Consider the following 16,114-nt stretch of genomic DNA (forward strand, 5'->3'; position numbering starts at 1 on the left):
AGCCGGTCCCGCCGCACGCGCTCGCGGCGGGACCGGCTGTACGTCACCGATCCACTGCCTCACCCATCCCACTGCCTCACCCATCCCACTGCCTCACCCATCCCGGCCAGGCTCACCCGGGCGGGCCTGGATATCGTCCGCGGGTGACCGACGATCTTCTCGCCGACTTCGTCCGCGCCGACCGCGACCAGAATCTCGGGACGTACGGAATCCACGTCCACCGCGAAGGACACCCACCCGTGGAGCACCGGTTCCGGTCCGACGATCGGGTCAACCTCTACTCGGTGGCGAAGACGTTCACCGGCGTGGCGCTCGGCCTGGCCGAGGCCGAAGGACGGCTCAGCCTGGACGATCGACTGCTCGACCACCTGCCCGAGTTGCGCCCCCTGGCGGTAGCGGGGTTCGCCGACGTGACCCTGCGGCATCTGACCACGATGACCAGCGGGACAGGTCACCGCTGGTTCGCCCACGAGCGCATCGACGCGGCCGACCTGCTGCACGAGATCGTCGCCGCCCCGCTCGTCGCCGCGGCTGGCACGCGGTTCGCGTACACCGGCTCGGGTCCCTATGCGGTGGGCCGGGTGATCGCCCGGGTGACCGGCGCGGATCTCCGCGCGTACCTGCTGCCTCGCCTCTTCCTCCCGCTCGGCCTGCACAATCCGGCGTGGCATACGTGCCCGCTGGGTTTCCCGTTCGCGGAGAGCGACCTCTTCCTGCGCACCGGTGAACTGGCGCGTTTCGCCCGCCTGCTGCTCCAGAACGGCGCATGGGAAGGCCGGCAGGTGATTCCCGCCGATTTCGTCAACCGGATGGTCACCGAGCATGTCGACTCCACCGGCTGGACCCCCGGCGACCGGTACACGCACGGCTACGGCCTCGGAGTCTGGCTGGACAGCGACGGCCGGTACCGCATGGACGGCGCCTACGGCCAGTACGCCGTCATCTCCCCCGCCCAGCGAGCCGCGGTGACCGTGACGGCCCACTCGGAACGCGATGGCGCCCTCCTCGACGCGATCCACGACCTGGTCCTGGCGCGACTGCCCTGACTCCCCTGACTCCCCTGCCCTGACTCTCCCCGACGATCCCGCCCTGGCTCTCCCACCTTGACGCTCCCCGCCTTGACGCTCCCCGCCTTGACCCTTGCCGCGGGTTCTCCCACCCTGACGCTTCCGGCGGAGCGCTCCTGCCCTGACTGCCCGCCGCCACGGTGCCGGGCCATCGTCGGCGCGTCCCGCCGCCTTCCTTGATCACCGCCTTCCTCGACCACAGGGAGCGGCAATTCGTCCGTTTCGGCGGTGTCGGTGGATCGGCGCGATCCTGGCACCCGCAGGCCCGTTTATGTCGTACGCATGTTCGAACATGGGGACCGTGCAGGAGACGACACAGCGGCTCAGTGTTCTCGCGGCGGATTGTGCCTCGATGAGGATGACGCCGCTGTCGCAGGCCGAGTTGCTGGACTTCCTCGACGACGTGCACGCGGCCCAGCAGACGTTGCACGCGGCGGTGCTGCATGCGGTCCGGGAAGTCGAGCGTCGCGGGATTCCCGCCGGCCAGCGGGCTCCATCGTTGCGGGCATGGCTGCGAGGGCGGCTACGCATCAGCACGAAGGCCGCACTCCGCCTGGCGGAGCAGGCAACGCTGGTGGATCGCGACCCATCGCTCGATGCCGCCGTGATCGCCGGAACGGTGAACGCCGAACAATTGGCCACGATCGCCGCCGCGCTGGCCGTCCTCCCGGCATCGGTGGGGCCGCAGGTCCGCGACCAGGCCGGAGAGGTGCTGGCCGGCTGGGCGCCGAGTCTCGGCCCGGCCGCGCTCCGCATCGCCGGGAGAAGGATCCTCGACCATGTCGCGCCCGAGCTCGCCGAGGCCGAGGAGGAGCGGTGGCTGCGTGGCAGCGAGCGGCAAGCCCATGAGCAACGCACACTGACGTTGAGCCCGATCGGTGACGGCCGCGTCCGAGTGCGCGGCATCCTCGACAGCGAGGCGGCAGCGATCGTGACGGCGGCGCTGGATCCGCTCTGCAAACCCGACGCCGCGGCGACCGAGATCGCCGGGACCGGCGAGACCCGCACACCCGGCCAGCGGCGCGCCGACGCGCTCACCGAGGTCTGCCGGATCGCGCTCACCGGGGGCCGGCTGCCCGACAACGGCGGGGACCGCCCGCAGATCGCGATCACCGTCTCCTACGACGCCCTTCGCAACCAGCTACGGGCCGGTCATCTCGACAACGGCGAACCGGTGTCCGCCGAAACGGTGCGCCGGCTCGCCTGCGACGCCCGGATTCTGCCGATCGTCCTCGGCGGCAAGGGCCAGATCCTCGACACGGGCCGCACCAGGCGGCTCGCGACCGGGTCGATCCGCCTGGCGCTCAACGCCCGCGACGGCGGCTGCGTCTTCCCGGGCTGCGACCGTCCTCCGCGCTGGTGCGATGCCCACCACATCATCAGCTGGACCCTCGGTGGCCCCACCGATCTGGCCAACCTGGCCCTACTGTGCGGCTTCCACCACCGGGTCATCCACGACGACACCGGTTGGCAGATCCGCCTCGCTGACGACGGCCACCCGGAGTTCCTGCCGCCAGCGTGGTTGGACCCCGACCGCCAGCCCCGCCGCAACGAGTACCACCACCGCCCCCGCCCTCACCTGAGAACCTGAGTCCACTCACGACACGACGGCCAACGCCACCGCCACCGCCAACGCCACCGCCATTGCCACCGCCGTCAGGACATCACGCTCTGTACGCCGGATCCATTGCCCGGGAGAGCTGTTGCCCCGAAATCCGTTGCCCCGGGTCACTCGTCCTAGGTTCTGTTGCCCAGGATCTGTTGCCGAGGATCGGCTACCTCGTGCTCGGCTACCTCGTCTTCGGCTACGCCCAGGCTCCGTTGCCGGGGATCCGTTGCCGGGGATCCGTTGCCGGGGATCCGTTGCCGAAATCTGAGCGCTGCGGTAGAGGCCCTCATCGACGCCGACTACGTCCGTCCTGAAGGCCACGTCGAAGCGGAGGCGCTTAGACCCATCGCGGAGCACCCCACGATGCCGACAGATTCACGATGCGCCGGCACCTGAAGCCACCGTCCGCGTCACCGAAGTTGGCTCCTGCGCCGGAGACCCTGACGGTGAGTAACCCCGGCGGCGGCAGACCGCGGGAAGCGGGCAGACCCGGCGTGGCTGCCGATCCGGGGAAGCTGGTGCGCCCAGGATCGCGGGCGCAGCCAGGGTCTCTGGCGGTGTGTCCCGCATCCCTGGATCCTTTATCCCTGGTATGCCCTGCATCCCTGGTGTGCTCCACATCCCTGGTGTGCTCCACATCCCTGGTGTGCCGAGGATCCCTGGTGTGCCGAGGATCCCTGGTGTGCCGAGGATCCCTGGCGCACCCGGGATGGCCGGCACACCGGGCCGGGCAATGCAGCGAGCGGTGGACCGCCCCAGATAGTGGGCCGGCACGGTGGCGTCCGTGAAGGAACCGACAATATCGATGGTGGAGCGCAGGTGGCGGCCGCTGTGATCTACGAAGGCGAGGCGGTCCGGCGCGCCCCTATTCCGCGACTTGACCGCCTCGTGAGCACGACTTGTTCCGCAAACGCCACTCGACCCGGCGAGCACGACGTGAGCCCTGAAGAAGGCTCCGATGGCATGAGCGAGCGACTTCCCGTCGACTTCGGGTTCCGTGACTGCCTGGGGAATGTTGCCGGAGTCCCGCAGCACATTCTCACCGAGGAGTTGGACGCGGCTGAGCGCTTCTGGGACACCGCGCTCTGAGGACACCGCAGGGCTGGACGCATACCAGGCCATGTCACGCGCCGTCTGGCCGGTTCTCAAGGAGGCCACCGTGCGTGTTCTAACCGGTTCCCAAGAAAGCCACCGTGCGTGGCGATATCGCGCTCGCGCGACGGTGCATCGCGCTCGTCGAGCGGTTGGTGGCGAGCGGCGACGAGTTGCTGGACGACCTGGTGGAGAGACGACCTGGTGGAGATCCGGGTCATCGATGCGGTCCTCGCTGTGGGAGCGGGTGCCGTCTTCCCGTCCCTTCCTGATCACCGCCGAACTGGCCGAGGTTCGAGCGGTGATGTCGCTGGCAGCCATGACCCCGGACCGCTACATCACCGAGGCCTTCCTGCACGGCATGCTGCCCGGCGCGCTGGAGGCAGTGCTCGGCAACCACGACCTGGAGCTGTCCGACTGGAGCTGTCCGAGCACACGGCGGGCGCCCCTGAGCTGATGCTCACTGACACCAACTGATGCTCACTGAAATCAGCTGATGCCCGCCGACACCGGCATGGCCCCGCTCCTGCACCCACACGCCGCCGAGATCACCGCCGAGATCACCCGAAGCCTACTGCTGCGCGCACGCGGGCCCCAGGCTCTGCGGTCTTCTCACCGGCCAGCCGTGTACCTAACCTCACGGGTCAGTACAGCTAGCGGGCCGCGGCCGGAGGGCCGACGTGGTGGTCGAGCCAGTCGCGGAGTGGGCGGCTCGTGCGGAGGAACATGACGATGCGGTCCTTGGCTGCCGGGGTGTCCATCCACGGGGCCGGGGGCCACTCCTGCCAGGTGGTCAGGCCCTTGTGGCGGAGCAGGTCGATACGGGGATGATCCTTCGGATAGCCGCGCGGGGCCGTCTTCAGGGTGCCGTGGCCATGGACCTGGATGCCGGCCTTCTCGATGGTGCCGATCAGGTCGGCCAATGGCGGACCGAGGCGCGAGTCGGCCACCGTCCGGCGGTAGCGTTCCAGCTGGTCAGGGGTCATCTGGTACATGCCGCAACCGGCGGCCAGGCCGTCGGCGGAGAGCTGGACGTAGCAGCCGGCCTCCATCCAGATGACCAGGTGGGTCTTGTACGGGGTCTTGTCGTGGCTGAACCGGACGTCCCTGTACGGGCGGAACACCTTGCCGGGGCCGAACTCGGGCTCCAGCTCGGCAAGCAGCTCCAGCGCCGGGGCCCGCACCTGCGACTCGTAGACGGCTAGGTGTGTGGTCCAGTAGGTCTTCGAGTTGTCGGCGGCGAGGCCCTCGTAGAACTCGAGCGCCTCACTGGGCCAGCCACGAAACCTCACCGTGCCAGTAGACGTCACCGTGCCAGTAGAAGTCACCGTGCCAGTAGAAGTCACCGTGCCAGTAGAAGTCACCGTGCCAGTTTGCCACCGGTCGCGAGGAATCGGCGTGCCTCGCGGAGCACGGCGAGGCCGACCTTGAACGGTCGTGAGTCTCACCTGTGTACGCTGCGGCCGGCCTGGGGCCTTCCCGGATGCTCCCAAGGGGCATGGCGGAGACGCTTCTCTTCTTCGTCGATCCCGTGTGGCTGGCGTCGAAGACGGTTTCGCGCTACACAGCCGTTCATGACCGCAACTGCCAGACCCGCGTCAACCACGCCGGCATCAGCCCTGCGAGCGCTCCTCGCCTCCGGCCGAGTCACTCACGCGCCCGGCGTCTACGACCCGTTGACCGCGGCACTCGCGGTGCGGGCCGGTCACCGGGCCGCGCATCTGTCCGGGGCGGCCGTCTCGGCGATCACGCTGGGCCGGGCCGAACCCGGATTCGTGCACGGCGCCCAGATCGCCGACCGGGCGTCCACGCTGGCGCCCGCGCTCGACGGGGTACCGCTGATAGCCGACGCGGACACCGGGCACGGCAATCCGCTGCACGCGGTGTGGAGCGCCATGGCGTACGTCCGGGCCGGGATCGCCGGGCTGCATCTGGAGGATCAGGCCGGCCCGAAACGGCACGGTCATCTGGCCGGCCCGGAGCTCATCGGCGCGACCGAGGCGGCCGCGAAGATCACCGCCCTGGCCGACCAGGTGCCGGAGATCGTGGTGATCGCCCGCACCGACGCCTACGCGGTGCGCGGCCTCGACGAGACGATCGTGCGCTGCCGCGCCTACGCCGAAGCCGGCGCGGAGGCCGTACTCCCCGCGGGCGTGGACACGCTCGCGGAACTGACCGCGGTGCACAGGGCGCTTCCCGGCGTACCCCTCGTCGTCAATCGCAGTGAGGCCGGCGGAAGCCGGCCCGCGCTGACCGACGATGAGCTCAGCGAAGTCGGCGTCCGCCTCGTCCTGCATCCGGTGGCGGCGCTGCTCGCCGCGATGCGCGCGGCCTCCCTGGCCTACCGGGCCATCGCCGACAGCGGCACCGCGGAACCCGTCGACCGGATGCCGTGGGCCGCGTTCACCACGCTGGCCGGCCAGGAAGAGGCGTTCGGCCCGGACGCCCGCTACGTCCCCGGAACCTTGCAGACATGAACACCCGGCCCGTCGGCGATGTGAGGCGCTCCCGCTGGCGCCACGAGTAGGCCATGGTTGCCTCGCCGCATACGGCTCAGGGCCGCAGCCATCCATGCCTCGGCCGCGTTCGGCCCTGGCGCTGACCGGGTCGCCGGCGGTCCGTCGGCGTACCCCCGCGGCTGAGAAGCAGACCTCCGAACGGCTCAATGACTGAGCCGAACGGCCACCGCTGACAGCATTTTTACAGGTTGGTGGGCATAAGCGAATTTATATACGATTTGCTCCGGTCTTGAGGAGGCGCCCACACGGGTGAACCCCGGAGGCCGCCCTCCCCGACCCCCGGAGAAACCTGTGCGCATCGACCGCCGCCTGGCCGGCCTGGCCGCTCTCACTGCCGTGACCCTCGGCACTGCCGCCTGCGGGAACGCGGAGGCCGGCACCACCGCCGACGCAGCCCTGCCGACGCCGACGCCGACCGCGACCCTGCGCGCCGCGGTGCCGGACGCGTCCACCCCCGCTTTCGCGTTCGCGGCCAAGGGCGGCTGCTCCGCCTCCTTCACCGGAGTGTTCGATGCGGCGAACAAGGCTGTTCAGACGTCGATCACCCAGCCGATCCCGCAGACGAGCGCCGCCCTCACGATGACGTTTCTGGCCATCGGCGAGGACAAGCCGTTCATCCGGATCGCGTTCGAGCCGGCCGTGCTGGGCACCAGGATGGGCATTCCGAAGACCTGGCTCGCCCTCGACCCAGACAAGATCAAGAACTTCGCCAAGAGCCCGCTCAACCACGACGGCAAAACGGACCCGCTGGGCATGGGCGATCTGATCGAGAACTCGTCGAATGTGGCCCAGGAGGGCTCGAAGTTCACCGGCACGGTGGACCTGACAGCACTGGACAAAGGGGAGTCGGCGATCTCTTCCGCGACCCTGAAGAAGCTCGGCGACGAGGCGAAGACCGTGCCGTTCGAGGCGGAGATCGACGGCAGCTCGGGCAAGCTGACCAGCCTGAAGATCCGCATTCCGTCCGGCAAGGCCTGCACCCTGACCTACGCGGAGTACGGCGGAGTCAAGTCGCTGGCCGCCCCGAAGGCGAAGAAGGCCAATGCCATCGTCTACAAGATGATCAACAGCTGACCGGCCCCGATGGCCGGCGCGTTGTTGCTCGGCACCGCCGTGGCGGCGACTGCCGCACCCACCACCGCCGAGCCGACCCTGCCGCCGGCCACCGGAGCGAAGGCCGAGCACTCAGCCCGTTCGGCCTCGCGCCTCGTGGCGTGCCCGCAGCCGGGACAACGGGTCCAGACGCCGACGTCGTCGGCGGCGTACCTGATCGATCCGGACTTCTACGCGAACTGGATTCCGAACCAGACGATCTACTTCGCTCTCAATGAGGCCGTCTTCAACAAGTACGCGTTCGCCTGGAACAAGATCCGGGTTCAGTCCGTTTCGCCGGTCAGCTCCTTGAACTGGGACCACTGATCGGTTAGCCGGAGTGCTCGGGCCGTCGCCGGTCCGAGCACCCCACCGGCACACTCACGGCCGTCCGGCGCCGTGCCGGGCACTCCGGGCCAGATGGCAGGCTTGCCGGGTGGTTAATCATTCGAGGGTGGGTCGGCTGCTGTCTGAGGCGGCATTGCACGGGTCGTCGGTTGTGGCCAACTGCGCGATGAACCGGGAGCGGCAGCTGGCCGGGGTCAACAGCTACGCGCGGGTGCTCGGGTTCGATCCGGTGGATTGGCTCGCCGCGACCCGCATCGACGGCGCTGACGACACTGCCGGCGCTGACGGCACTGACGGCACTGACGGCACTCGTGGGCCCGCGTGGCTGGATCTCTGTTGTGGCAGTGGGCGGGCCCTGGTCCAGGCCGCGGAGCAGCTGCCGAGCGCCACGATCGTCGGGGTCGACCTCGTTGACGCGTTCGTTTCGGCACGCCCCGGAGTCGAGACATCCGGGACCGGGCAGCCCGCCGACGCCGGGCACCTCGCTGGCAGGGCTGGCGGGACCGGCGGGACCTCGCGTGCCGAGGGCGGAGTCAGCTTCGTCGTCGCGCCGGTGGAGGCCTGGGAGCCGGACCGGGCGTTCGACCTGATCACCTGCGTGCACGGGCTGCACTACGTGGGTGACAAGCTGGCGGTTCTCGCCCGGATGGCGCGGTGCCTGCGGCCGGGCGGCAGGTTCGTCGCGGATCTGGATCTGGACGGGATCCGGCTTGCTGACGGGCAACCGGCAGGACGGCGCCTCGTCACCCGGCTGCGTGGTGCCGGGCTGGCCTACGACGCGCGCCGTCGCCGAATCAGCTGCACCGGGCCGGTCCAACTGGATCTTCCCTACGCCTATCTCGGTGCCGACGACCGGGCCGGGCCCAACTACACCGGCCAGCCGGCCGTCCACTCGTTCTACGATCTGCTCTGATCACGATCTGCTCTGGCTACGGATCTACTCTGACGCCTCGGCCAGGCCTGTGCGATATGCCTCAGCTCCGGCGAGGCGATTGGTGATCGTTTCGTTGCCGGGTACCGATAGGTTCACCCGGCTCGACAACATGATCGCGCGGGAATCGAGAAGAGACACCGATGAGGAAGATTTCGCTGCGGGCCGGCCTGGCCGCCGTCGCCACCGCCACCCTACTGCTCGCGGGCTGCGGCAGCTCCGACAGTGCGAAGCCCACCGCGGCGGCCACGTCACAGGCGCCCACGTCGCAGGCACCCACCGACAACGGGATCGCCGCGCTGAGCGCCGACGAGATCCTGGCCAAGTCGAAGGCGGCCCTCAAGAAGGCCGGCTCGTTCCAGATGAAGGGCAACGCGATCGTCGAGAAGGACACCATGGCGGTGGACTTCCGGGTTTCCGGCGCGGACTTCGTCGGTTCGATGACGATGGGCAAGGACGCCGAGGTCAAGGTGATGCTGGTCGGCGGGAAGCAGTACATGAAGCCGAGCGAGGGCTTCTGGAAGATGCTCGGCCTGGGCGAGATGGCCCAGACGATGGCGAAGACGGCCGGTGACAAGTGGCTGCTGGTGCCGGCCGGCGACGACAGCATCGGTGGCATCTTCGACGCTGCCGATCCCGACGTGCTGCTGAAGTCGACCGGCACGATTGGCAAGGGCGCAACGACACAGATCGGCGCCCAGCCGGTGATCGCCCTGACCGACACCGGCGAGAAGGAGGCACAGCTGTTCGTGGCGACGACCGGCGAGCCGTACCCGATCAAGCAGGGCACCGCGACCGGTGACGGGATCATCTTCAGCGACTTCGGCGCCACCTTCGACACCCTCACGGCGCCGACCGCCGAGCAGATCCTGGACCTCACCAAGGTGACCGGCCAGCAGTAGCCACGGATCTGGGTGTGGGGCCGGCCGCCGCGCGCAGCCGGCCCCACACCCCGAGTGTCTCCACCTGGGCGATCCCGGGTGCCGCCGGCTCCGACAACGGCAGCCGGCATCAGTTGGGACGCAGCCCGCGGATGATCTGTGCCGGCGTGGCCGTGGAGAGGGCGGGCGCCGCAACGGAGAACGCGCTCGGTCCATTCGCCACTCGGGCGCGCTTGCGTATCTGCTCCAGCAACTGCTGTTGCGAATGAAACGCTGCGGCGGCCTTCGACTCCGACAGGGCGACATCCGCGTTGAGTTTGCCCATCGCGGTGTTCACGTTGATCGCCACCTCTGTTGCGGTGGCGCCCGCCAGCGGCAACTTCTCCTCGTCCGGAGGATCATCGAGAAAGCCCTGACCCACCGTCCCGACCGTCTCCATGATGAGAGCCGAAGCCAGAATCCCCACCCCTGGAGCGAATGCCCCGGCCACGGTTCCGGCGACGACCAGAATGATCGAACCCCATTTGAAGGCTTCGTTCCCGGAGAATGAGCCCTTACCGAGAGCCTGCGTTGCCGCAAGCGACTGGTCGAGCAGGGTAAGCACCGACTTCCGCCGCCGCAGGTAGATCAGTCGCGCCATCTTCACCTCCGCACGGGCGAGTCGCGCGAGCTCCCGGTGGTTCGGAAAGGTGTTCTGCAGGGGAGTCACGAACTCGTCAATGAAGGCATCCCGGAAGTCGCCCTGCCAATTTCCCATCTCTTCGCGGACGTCGTTGATCCGGACCAGGGCCGGCTCGGAACCGACCCAACTGCCGGAGGCGTCGGCATCGCCACCGAACATCGCCTCGACCCCGGCCAGCGTGTCGATGATCGGATCGAATCGCCCTGGGTCCGGGTCGAGAAAACTGTCGAAGGCCGGAACGATCCACTCGTAGTCCTCGTGACGGACCCGTTGCCGGTACTGCTCGATCTCAGCCTCGGAGATGGGAAAGATGGGCGCCAGATCGGGATGGGCCTGAGCCCACTTGTCGTCGACCGCTTTCCGCCAGGAGGCCAGGTCCTCGAGGGTCTGCCGAATCAATTCGTCTTTCAGCCGGCGAGCTTTCTGGCGAACTGCCGACTCGTAGGCTTGACCGCTCAGATGGGCTGGCACGGCCAGATCCGGCAGGTCCGTCACTGTTTCGGCCACGATCTCGGTCCTTCCTCACGCAGCGCCGTCAGGAAACCGGGTCGGCCGGACGGGACGGTCCTCGGCCGTGGGTGACGGTGGGCTGGAGGCTGTGCCCGGATCGGGATGCCATTGCTCCCGGTGCGCTTCGAGAATGCTCTTACCGTTCGCTGCGTCGACATGATCGAAAACCTCGGTGGCGACACGCACGCCCTGTGCGGCGTCCAGGATCACGTCGCCCACCTCGATCACGAGATTCTGCATCTCGGCGCGCAGTCCCTCCCACCCCGCGGTGACGGGATTGGCGGTCGCTCTGGGCCCCGGAAAGCCATGGTTGTCCGCGGCGAAGTAGGGGCTGTCGGCCGCCGTGCTGCCGAGCATCCGGCCGGCGTCGTAGAAGACGCCCGCCACACGGGGCAGATGAACCTCTGACACCCTCCACAGGTGATACAGGTCGCCGCCGGTGACATCCTCAGCCATCGTTCCCCCGTTCTGCATATCAAGACGTTCGGGTCCGCTGACGGCGCACAGCCGCGAGTGCGAACGCCAGAAGGACCACCACAGCACCGCCGCCCAGCACCCATTGCCAGAGCGGTGTCTTCTCGGCGGATGGGGCGGGCGCTTGCGCGGGAACATCGACCGCGAACACTCTGCTGCCCGCGAAGTCGATCAGATAGAGCGGCCCTGCCGAGGTAGCGCCGACAGCGAGTTCCACCGGATCGCCGCCGAGAGACTCCCTCGCCAACTCCGCTACGGCGTGGACCACTCCGTCGGGACTCAACCAGCGCACGACCAAGCGCTGATCGTCCATGAGGTAGACACCGGCGGGGCCTACCCCCATCGATCTCACCAGGCCCCAATCGCCGCCGCTCGACCGGCCGTCACCGACGGCCCACCGTCCAGGCTCCGAATGGCGAATCGTGGCCACGGCGTCACCACGCACCCGATACAGAGAACTCCCCAGGATCCACAGGTCGCCGCCGCTGTCCACGGCGAGATCGTCCGGTCCGGAGACCACATCACCGGCGACCACCCGGCTCACGCCATCAATCGCGAACGCTACAACGCGGTTGTTCTGGCGGTCGGACACATAGATGGTGCCGTCCGGGCCGACGGCCAGCCCGCGCAAATCTCGCATCGGCTTCTTGAGAATTTCCCTGCCGGTGGAGACGTCCACGCGAACCGAGATGGCCCCGTCCGGCGCCAGGGCGTACACCCTGATCGCGGCCTCGTCGGCGATGTAGAGCGTGCCGTCCGGGCCGACCGCGAGTTCGGTGGGCACGCCCAGGGAGATCGCCGTGCCCGCGGTTCCTTTCTTGATGGAACCGGTCTCGCCGGTCTCGTTCCCGTTACCCGCAACCGTGCGGATGGCGCCGTCCGGCGTAACCGCCCGAACCCGGTGGTTGACCGTATCCGCGATGTAGAGCGTGCCGTCCGCACCCACGGCGCCACCGAACGGTTTGTTCAGCCTCGCCGCCGCTGCGGGCCCGCCGTCACCGGAGAAGCCCGCATCACCATCGCCGACCACCAGTTTGAGGGAACCGTCGCTCGGCGCCGCGACCGCTGGCGCCGACATGACCACGGCTGACAGAAGTGCCACCGCACATGCCGCAGAACGTAGCGCCGTCACTGATTTTGTGTACCACACACCAGCGCATACGTTGGCTCTCATCGATCGGTTCGGCGCTGGCGCCCACTGACGGGGGATTGACACATGAACTCGCATGAGCCCGACTTCGGCGAGCGGCTTCGCGGCATGACGGTCACCGGGGCCTCGCCGGACGGGCAGATCCGGGCGACGATCTCGGGTGAGCTCAGCCTTCAGATCCGGTTCCAGCCCCGCACCTACGAGTGGTACGACGAACGAGGCCTGGCCAGGCAACTCGCCGGCCTGGGCACGAGCACCTGGGTAGCCTGGGAACGGGAACGCCGCGAGATCTACCGTCTGTCGCAGTCGCTGAGCCGCGATGAGGCCGACCAGGAGCGGCGCGCCCGGGGCGATTCGCGGCACGAGCGATACGCGGAAGGGCTACGCGCCCTGGAGTGCCGCAGTGTTTCGCCATCTGAAGTAGTACACATCCGGACCGTCGGCATCATCGAGTGGCACGTGGACATCGAGGCGGGGACCTTGCGGCGGCTGCGTGAGCAGGAATTCCTCGGTGAGCTGCGAGCGGCCTTCGCCGGGCTGATGCGGGACCGGGAGCGCGAGCTCATCCTGCTCAAGGCCGAACACTTCGACCTCGGTATCCCACGTTCCTGGGTGGACCGGGTGCGCTGACCGGTGACGCGCCGCAGTGCGCGTCACCGGGGCGGGCGGGTCAGCCGGCGAGGACCGAGCGGACGGCCTCGTCCTCCTTGGCCATGGCCTCCTGGCGGCCGGGCTCCTCGCGGAGGATGGCCGCGTTCAGCCACTCGTCGGGGATGGCGAAGGCGTCGACGAGTGTCCGCATGTGCGGGCGCAGTTCGCGCAGCAGGTCGTCGATCACGGCGGTGATGGCCTTGGAGCGGGCCGGGGTGAGGCGGCCGTGTTCCAGGAACCAGCCCTTGTCCGCCTCGATCGTGGTCAGCGCGTACAGGTCGCAGACCTTCGCCAGCAGGGCGCGCGCTTCGGGGTCGCCGGTACGGTCGATGCCGGCGACGAACGCTTCCAGGGTGATCCGGTCGATATGGGCGGTCGCCGCGGCGAGCACGTGGTCTTGGACGTCGTTGAAGATGTCGAACGGCCGGTCCTTCTTGGTGGCGGCGCCGTTGCGGAGGCGGCGGATCGCGCCGTCCAGGATGTGCTTCTCGCGGTCCTCGAAGATGGCGAGGTGCCAGCCGCGGTCGGTCACCGCCACCTCCTCGTCGCGGCCGGGGACGGCGCTGACGAGGCGCTGGATCAGGGTGCGCGCGGCCGTACGCTCCAGCATCATTTCTCTGACCTGCTCGGCGACGAAGGTCGCCCGGCCCCAGCCGTCGAGCGAGCCGAAAGCGTCGCGGTAGCCGGTGAGCAGGCCTTTCGCGACGAGCTGGAGCAGGACGGTGTTGTCGCCCTCGAACGTGGTGAACACGTCGGTGTCGGCTTTGAGGCCGGGCAGCCGGTTCTCGGCGAGGTATCCGGCGCCGCCGCACGCCTCGCGGCACATCTGAATGGTGCGGGTGGCGTGCCAGGTCTGGACGGCTTTGAGGCCGGCGGCCCGGGATTCGAGTTCCCGCTGGCGATGTTCATCGGGCTCGGCGAGGGCGAACACCTCGGCCATGGTGACGGCGAGTTCCTCCTGGGCGAAGGCGTACGCGTACGACGCCGCCAACGCGGGGAGGAGTTTGCGCTGGTGGGCGAGGTAGTCGTTGAGGACGATCTCACGGTCGTCGCCGGGTCTGGTGAACTGGCGGCGGTTGTCGCCGTACCGGACGGCGATGGTGAGGGCGTTGCGGGTGGCCGCGGAGGCGGCGGCGCCGACGGTGACGCGGCCGCGGACCAGGGTGCCGAGCATGGTGAAGAAGCGCCGGGTGTCGTTCTCGATCGTGCTGGTGTAGGTGCCGTCCGGGGCGACCTGGCCGTACCGGTCGAGGAGCATGTCGCGAGGGACGGTGACGTGGTCGAAGGAGAGCCGGCCGTTGTCGACGCCGAGGAGGCCGGCTTTGGCGCCGGCGTCACCGATGGTGACGCCGGGCATCGGGTCGCCGTGCTCGTCGCGGATCGGCACCAGCCACGCGTGCACGCCGTAACGACGGCCGCCGGTGATCAGCTGCGCGAAGACCACGGCCATCCGGCCGTCGCGGGCCGCGTTGCCGATGTAGTCCTTGCGCGCGGCCTCATGTGGGGTGTGCAGGTCGAATGTGCCCGACGACGGGTCGTAGGTGCACGTCGTCCGGAGCTGCTGAACGTCCGAGCCGTGACCGGTCTCGGTCATCGCGAAGCAGCCCATCACGTCGGCGGAGATGATGTCGCGCAGGTATTCGTCGTGGTGCCGGGCGGTGCCCAGGGCCACGACGGCGCCACCGAACAGGCCCCACTGCACACCGGCCTTCACCATCAGTGACAGGTCGACCTGGGCGAGCATCTCGGCGGCGACGGTCGAGCCGCCGGGGTCGGCCGAGCCGCCGTATTCGACGGGGAACGCCGAGGCGACTCCGACGTCGGTGGGCAGGGAGCGGATCAGCCGGGAGACGCGCTCCCGGGCCTGGTCGCCGGTCTCGCCGGGGACGGTGACGAATTCGGCGCCGAGTCGCTCACGCACGGCCTGCCGGATGTGCGCCCACCGACCGTCGAGGACCTCGGTGAGGGAAGCGGAAACCCGATTGATCATGCATCGATATTACCCACCAGTAACCACCGCTGAACGTGAGAAGCGGCATCCCGCGGAAGCAAGAGGGACTGCATCGCCCGGGGCCGGCGGCGCGGCCCGGCTACGCCGCCGGGCGAAGTGCCGCGAGCTGCTGCAGGCGACGCGGGAGGCGGCGCTTTCTCGCCAGCGGGAGTACGAGGCCCTCCTCGCCCAGTTGAGCGCGTCGGAGGGCGACACCCCCGACTGGCCGTTCATCCAGATCACCATCCGGGCCGGCATCCATCACTCGCGCTCCACGGCGGCGTGGGCCGACGAGTCGCTGGCAGCGCTGCAAGCGGAAGAAAGTGGAAGAGGAACCCCATGACCGGTAGAGCCCGGCTCAACTTCGCACTCTTCTCTCTCGCCGTGGTCGGCTCCGGCTGGCTCGGCGTTGCCGTCGACCGGGCCACGGGCGCCACGACGGCCACCGGCACCGCCACGAGCAGTGGCGGCGGCACCACCGGCATGCTGTTCTTCCTGTTCGGGCCGGTGATCGCGGCCCTGGCGCTGCACGCGTTCACCCGGAACCGCGACGGTGGCGGCCCGCGCGGCCTCACGCCGCGGATCCCGCACCCCGTCCGCTGGCTGGCCGCGGCGGCCGTCTTCTATCCCGCGGTCACCCCGATCGCGGTCGGTCTCGGCGTCGCGGCCGGCCAGGTCACCATCAACGCGGCCCGGCCGGCTGGACGCAGCCCGGCCGGCTGTCAGTGCCGCCTCAGAAGCTGAGACGACTCTGACAGCCGGCCGGGTTCCGCCGCCGGGTCAGTCGTCGTAGCCGGGCACGGTGAGCGGGTGCCGCTCCTCGTCCCGGGCGGCGATCCCGGCCATCGAGCGCATGTACTGGCCGCGGGTGATCTCGCCGTCCAGAAGCTGGGCGCAGAGCACCCCCTCCAGGCTCTCCGGCGCGAAGAGCGCCTCCGGAACGGCCAGCGGGTCCGCCTCGGCGGACGTGTCCGCCCGGACCCCACGCACCGCGAGGACGCAGGCGGCGGCCAGCACCAGGATGAGCAGGGACAGGATCAGCATCGCCACCGCCTTGTCGGTCATCGCGGGACGTTCGTGCCCCGCGTATCAGAGAGAACGGATCACAGGGCGTGTCG

18 protein-coding genes are annotated in these 16,114 nt (G+C 69.1%); 12 read left to right on the forward strand and 6 right to left on the reverse strand.

What is annotated here, in order from left to right; genetic code table 11:
• Positions 1 to 143 precede the first annotated feature (143 nt).
• The 4 genes from QLQ12_RS00880 to QLQ12_RS00895 all read left to right on the forward strand — a co-directional run bounded on the left by QLQ12_RS00880 (position 144) and on the right by QLQ12_RS00895 (position 4,225).
• Positions 144 to 1,046, forward strand: a complete 903-nt coding sequence (locus tag QLQ12_RS00880; protein WP_282756400.1) for a serine hydrolase domain-containing protein — start codon at positions 144 to 146, stop codon at positions 1,044 to 1,046.
• 373 nt (positions 1,047 to 1,419) lie between these two features.
• Entirely contained in the window at positions 1,420 to 2,658 is a 1,239-nt protein-coding gene (locus QLQ12_RS00885) for an HNH endonuclease signature motif containing protein (RefSeq protein ID WP_282756401.1), read from the forward strand.
• A gap of 981 nt (positions 2,659 to 3,639) precedes the next feature.
• Positions 3,640 to 3,765 carry a hypothetical protein gene (locus tag QLQ12_RS00890; protein ID WP_282756402.1) on the forward strand — a complete coding sequence of 42 codons (126 nt, stop codon included), beginning with the start codon at positions 3,640 to 3,642 and terminating at the stop codon, positions 3,763 to 3,765.
• Between the two features lie 226 nt (positions 3,766 to 3,991).
• Complete coding sequence (locus tag QLQ12_RS00895) at positions 3,992 to 4,225, forward strand: hypothetical protein (protein ID WP_282756403.1); 234 nt, start codon at positions 3,992 to 3,994, stop codon at positions 4,223 to 4,225.
• Positions 4,226 to 4,421: 196 nt separating this feature from the next.
• On the opposite strand, the gene QLQ12_RS00900 is transcribed toward QLQ12_RS00895, so the two are convergent.
• Positions 4,422 to 5,060: a DUF2461 domain-containing protein gene (locus QLQ12_RS00900; RefSeq protein ID WP_282756404.1), complete on the reverse strand. Its 639-nt coding sequence runs from the start codon at positions 5,058 to 5,060 to the stop codon at positions 4,422 to 4,424.
• Between the two features lie 282 nt (positions 5,061 to 5,342).
• Between QLQ12_RS00900 and QLQ12_RS00905 the strand changes: the two genes are divergently transcribed.
• From QLQ12_RS00905 to QLQ12_RS00925, 5 genes are all read left to right on the forward strand, one after another.
• Complete coding sequence (locus tag QLQ12_RS00905) at positions 5,343 to 6,245, forward strand: isocitrate lyase/PEP mutase family protein (protein WP_282756405.1); 903 nt, start codon at positions 5,343 to 5,345, stop codon at positions 6,243 to 6,245.
• 333 nt (positions 6,246 to 6,578) lie between these two features.
• Positions 6,579 to 7,361 carry a hypothetical protein gene (locus tag QLQ12_RS00910; protein ID WP_282756407.1) on the forward strand — a complete coding sequence of 261 codons (783 nt, stop codon included), beginning with the start codon at positions 6,579 to 6,581 and terminating at the stop codon, positions 7,359 to 7,361.
• Positions 7,362 to 7,370: 9 nt separating this feature from the next.
• Complete coding sequence (locus QLQ12_RS00915; protein WP_282756409.1) at positions 7,371 to 7,706, forward strand: hypothetical protein; 336 nt, start codon at positions 7,371 to 7,373, stop codon at positions 7,704 to 7,706.
• 127 nt (positions 7,707 to 7,833) lie between these two features.
• Positions 7,834 to 8,640, forward strand: a complete 807-nt coding sequence (locus QLQ12_RS00920; RefSeq protein WP_282756411.1) for a class I SAM-dependent methyltransferase — start codon at positions 7,834 to 7,836, stop codon at positions 8,638 to 8,640.
• A 161-nt stretch (positions 8,641 to 8,801) separates the two neighbouring features.
• Entirely contained in the window at positions 8,802 to 9,560 is a 759-nt protein-coding gene (locus tag QLQ12_RS00925; RefSeq protein WP_282756413.1) for a hypothetical protein, read from the forward strand.
• 109 nt (positions 9,561 to 9,669) lie between these two features.
• Here QLQ12_RS00925 and QLQ12_RS00930 read toward each other — a convergent pair whose 3' ends face one another.
• The 3 genes from QLQ12_RS00930 to QLQ12_RS00940 all read right to left on the reverse strand — a co-directional run bounded on the left by QLQ12_RS00930 (position 9,670) and on the right by QLQ12_RS00940 (position 12,307).
• Entirely contained in the window at positions 9,670 to 10,728 is a 1,059-nt protein-coding gene (locus tag QLQ12_RS00930) for a hypothetical protein (RefSeq protein WP_282756415.1), read from the reverse strand.
• Positions 10,729 to 10,743: 15 nt separating this feature from the next.
• Complete coding sequence (locus QLQ12_RS00935) at positions 10,744 to 11,118, reverse strand: hypothetical protein (RefSeq protein WP_282756417.1); 375 nt, start codon at positions 11,116 to 11,118, stop codon at positions 10,744 to 10,746.
• Positions 11,119 to 11,206: 88 nt separating this feature from the next.
• Positions 11,207 to 12,307 (reverse strand): NHL repeat-containing protein, encoded by a 1,101-nt coding sequence (locus QLQ12_RS00940; protein ID WP_282756419.1) that lies wholly within the window; start codon positions 12,305 to 12,307, stop codon positions 11,207 to 11,209.
• A 114-nt stretch (positions 12,308 to 12,421) separates the two neighbouring features.
• Here QLQ12_RS00940 and QLQ12_RS00945 point away from each other — a divergent pair, with 114 nt between their 5' ends.
• Positions 12,422 to 12,985: a hypothetical protein gene (locus QLQ12_RS00945; protein ID WP_282756421.1), complete on the forward strand. Its 564-nt coding sequence runs from the start codon at positions 12,422 to 12,424 to the stop codon at positions 12,983 to 12,985.
• Between the two features lie 40 nt (positions 12,986 to 13,025).
• Here QLQ12_RS00945 and QLQ12_RS00950 read toward each other — a convergent pair whose 3' ends face one another.
• The gene (locus QLQ12_RS00950) at positions 13,026 to 14,996 is read right to left on the reverse strand and encodes an acyl-CoA dehydrogenase family protein (protein ID WP_282756422.1); all 1,971 of its coding nucleotides are present in this window, start codon (positions 14,994 to 14,996) and stop codon (positions 13,026 to 13,028) included.
• On the opposite strand from QLQ12_RS00950, the gene QLQ12_RS00955 reads away from it, so the two are divergent.
• On the forward strand, positions 14,995 to 15,339 hold the full coding sequence (locus QLQ12_RS00955) for a hypothetical protein (RefSeq protein ID WP_282756423.1): 345 nt from the start codon (positions 14,995 to 14,997) through the stop codon (positions 15,337 to 15,339). The genes QLQ12_RS00950 and QLQ12_RS00955 overlap by 2 nt on opposite strands.
• Positions 15,336 to 15,740, forward strand: coding sequence for a hypothetical protein (locus QLQ12_RS00960; RefSeq protein ID WP_282756424.1), 405 nt, complete (start codon positions 15,336 to 15,338; stop codon positions 15,738 to 15,740). The genes QLQ12_RS00955 and QLQ12_RS00960 overlap by 4 nt, the downstream gene beginning before the upstream one ends.
• Before the next feature lie 36 nt (positions 15,741 to 15,776).
• Here the strand turns inward: QLQ12_RS00960 and QLQ12_RS00965 are convergent, their stop codons facing one another.
• A complete protein-coding gene (locus tag QLQ12_RS00965; protein ID WP_282756425.1) occupies positions 15,777 to 16,061 on the reverse strand; it encodes a hypothetical protein in 285 nt (94 codons plus the stop codon).
• Between the last annotated feature and the right edge of the window lie 53 nt (positions 16,062 to 16,114).

The sequence above is a fragment of the Actinoplanes sandaracinus genome (genome assembly GCF_030009775.1).
In the GTDB taxonomy this organism is placed as follows: Bacteria; Actinomycetota; Actinomycetes; order Mycobacteriales; family Micromonosporaceae; genus Actinoplanes; species Actinoplanes sandaracinus.

Excerpts from the sequence above, each read along its gene's own strand:
- QLQ12_RS00885 (WP_282756401.1), top strand. The coding sequence starts at position 1,420 with ATGAGGATGACGCCGCTGTCGCAGGCCGAGTTGCTGGACTTCCTCGAC.
- QLQ12_RS00890 (WP_282756402.1), top strand. The coding sequence starts at position 3,640 with ATGAGCGAGCGACTTCCCGTCGACTTCGGGTTCCGTGACTGCCTGGGG.
- QLQ12_RS00895 (WP_282756403.1), top strand. The coding sequence starts at position 3,992 with ATGCGGTCCTCGCTGTGGGAGCGGGTGCCGTCTTCCCGTCCCTTCCTG.
- QLQ12_RS00905 (WP_282756405.1), top strand. The coding sequence starts at position 5,343 with ATGACCGCAACTGCCAGACCCGCGTCAACCACGCCGGCATCAGCCCTG.
- QLQ12_RS00915 (WP_282756409.1), top strand. The coding sequence starts at position 7,371 with ATGGCCGGCGCGTTGTTGCTCGGCACCGCCGTGGCGGCGACTGCCGCA.
- QLQ12_RS00925 (WP_282756413.1), top strand. The coding sequence starts at position 8,802 with ATGAGGAAGATTTCGCTGCGGGCCGGCCTGGCCGCCGTCGCCACCGCC.
- QLQ12_RS00945 (WP_282756421.1), top strand. The coding sequence starts at position 12,422 with ATGAACTCGCATGAGCCCGACTTCGGCGAGCGGCTTCGCGGCATGACG.
- QLQ12_RS00955 (WP_282756423.1), top strand. The coding sequence starts at position 14,995 with ATGCATCGATATTACCCACCAGTAACCACCGCTGAACGTGAGAAGCGG.
- QLQ12_RS00950 (WP_282756422.1), bottom strand. The coding sequence starts at position 14,996 with ATGATCAATCGGGTTTCCGCTTCCCTCACCGAGGTCCTCGACGGTCGG.
- QLQ12_RS00960 (WP_282756424.1), top strand. The coding sequence starts at position 15,336 with ATGACCGGTAGAGCCCGGCTCAACTTCGCACTCTTCTCTCTCGCCGTG.
- QLQ12_RS00965 (WP_282756425.1), bottom strand. The coding sequence starts at position 16,061 with ATGACCGACAAGGCGGTGGCGATGCTGATCCTGTCCCTGCTCATCCTG.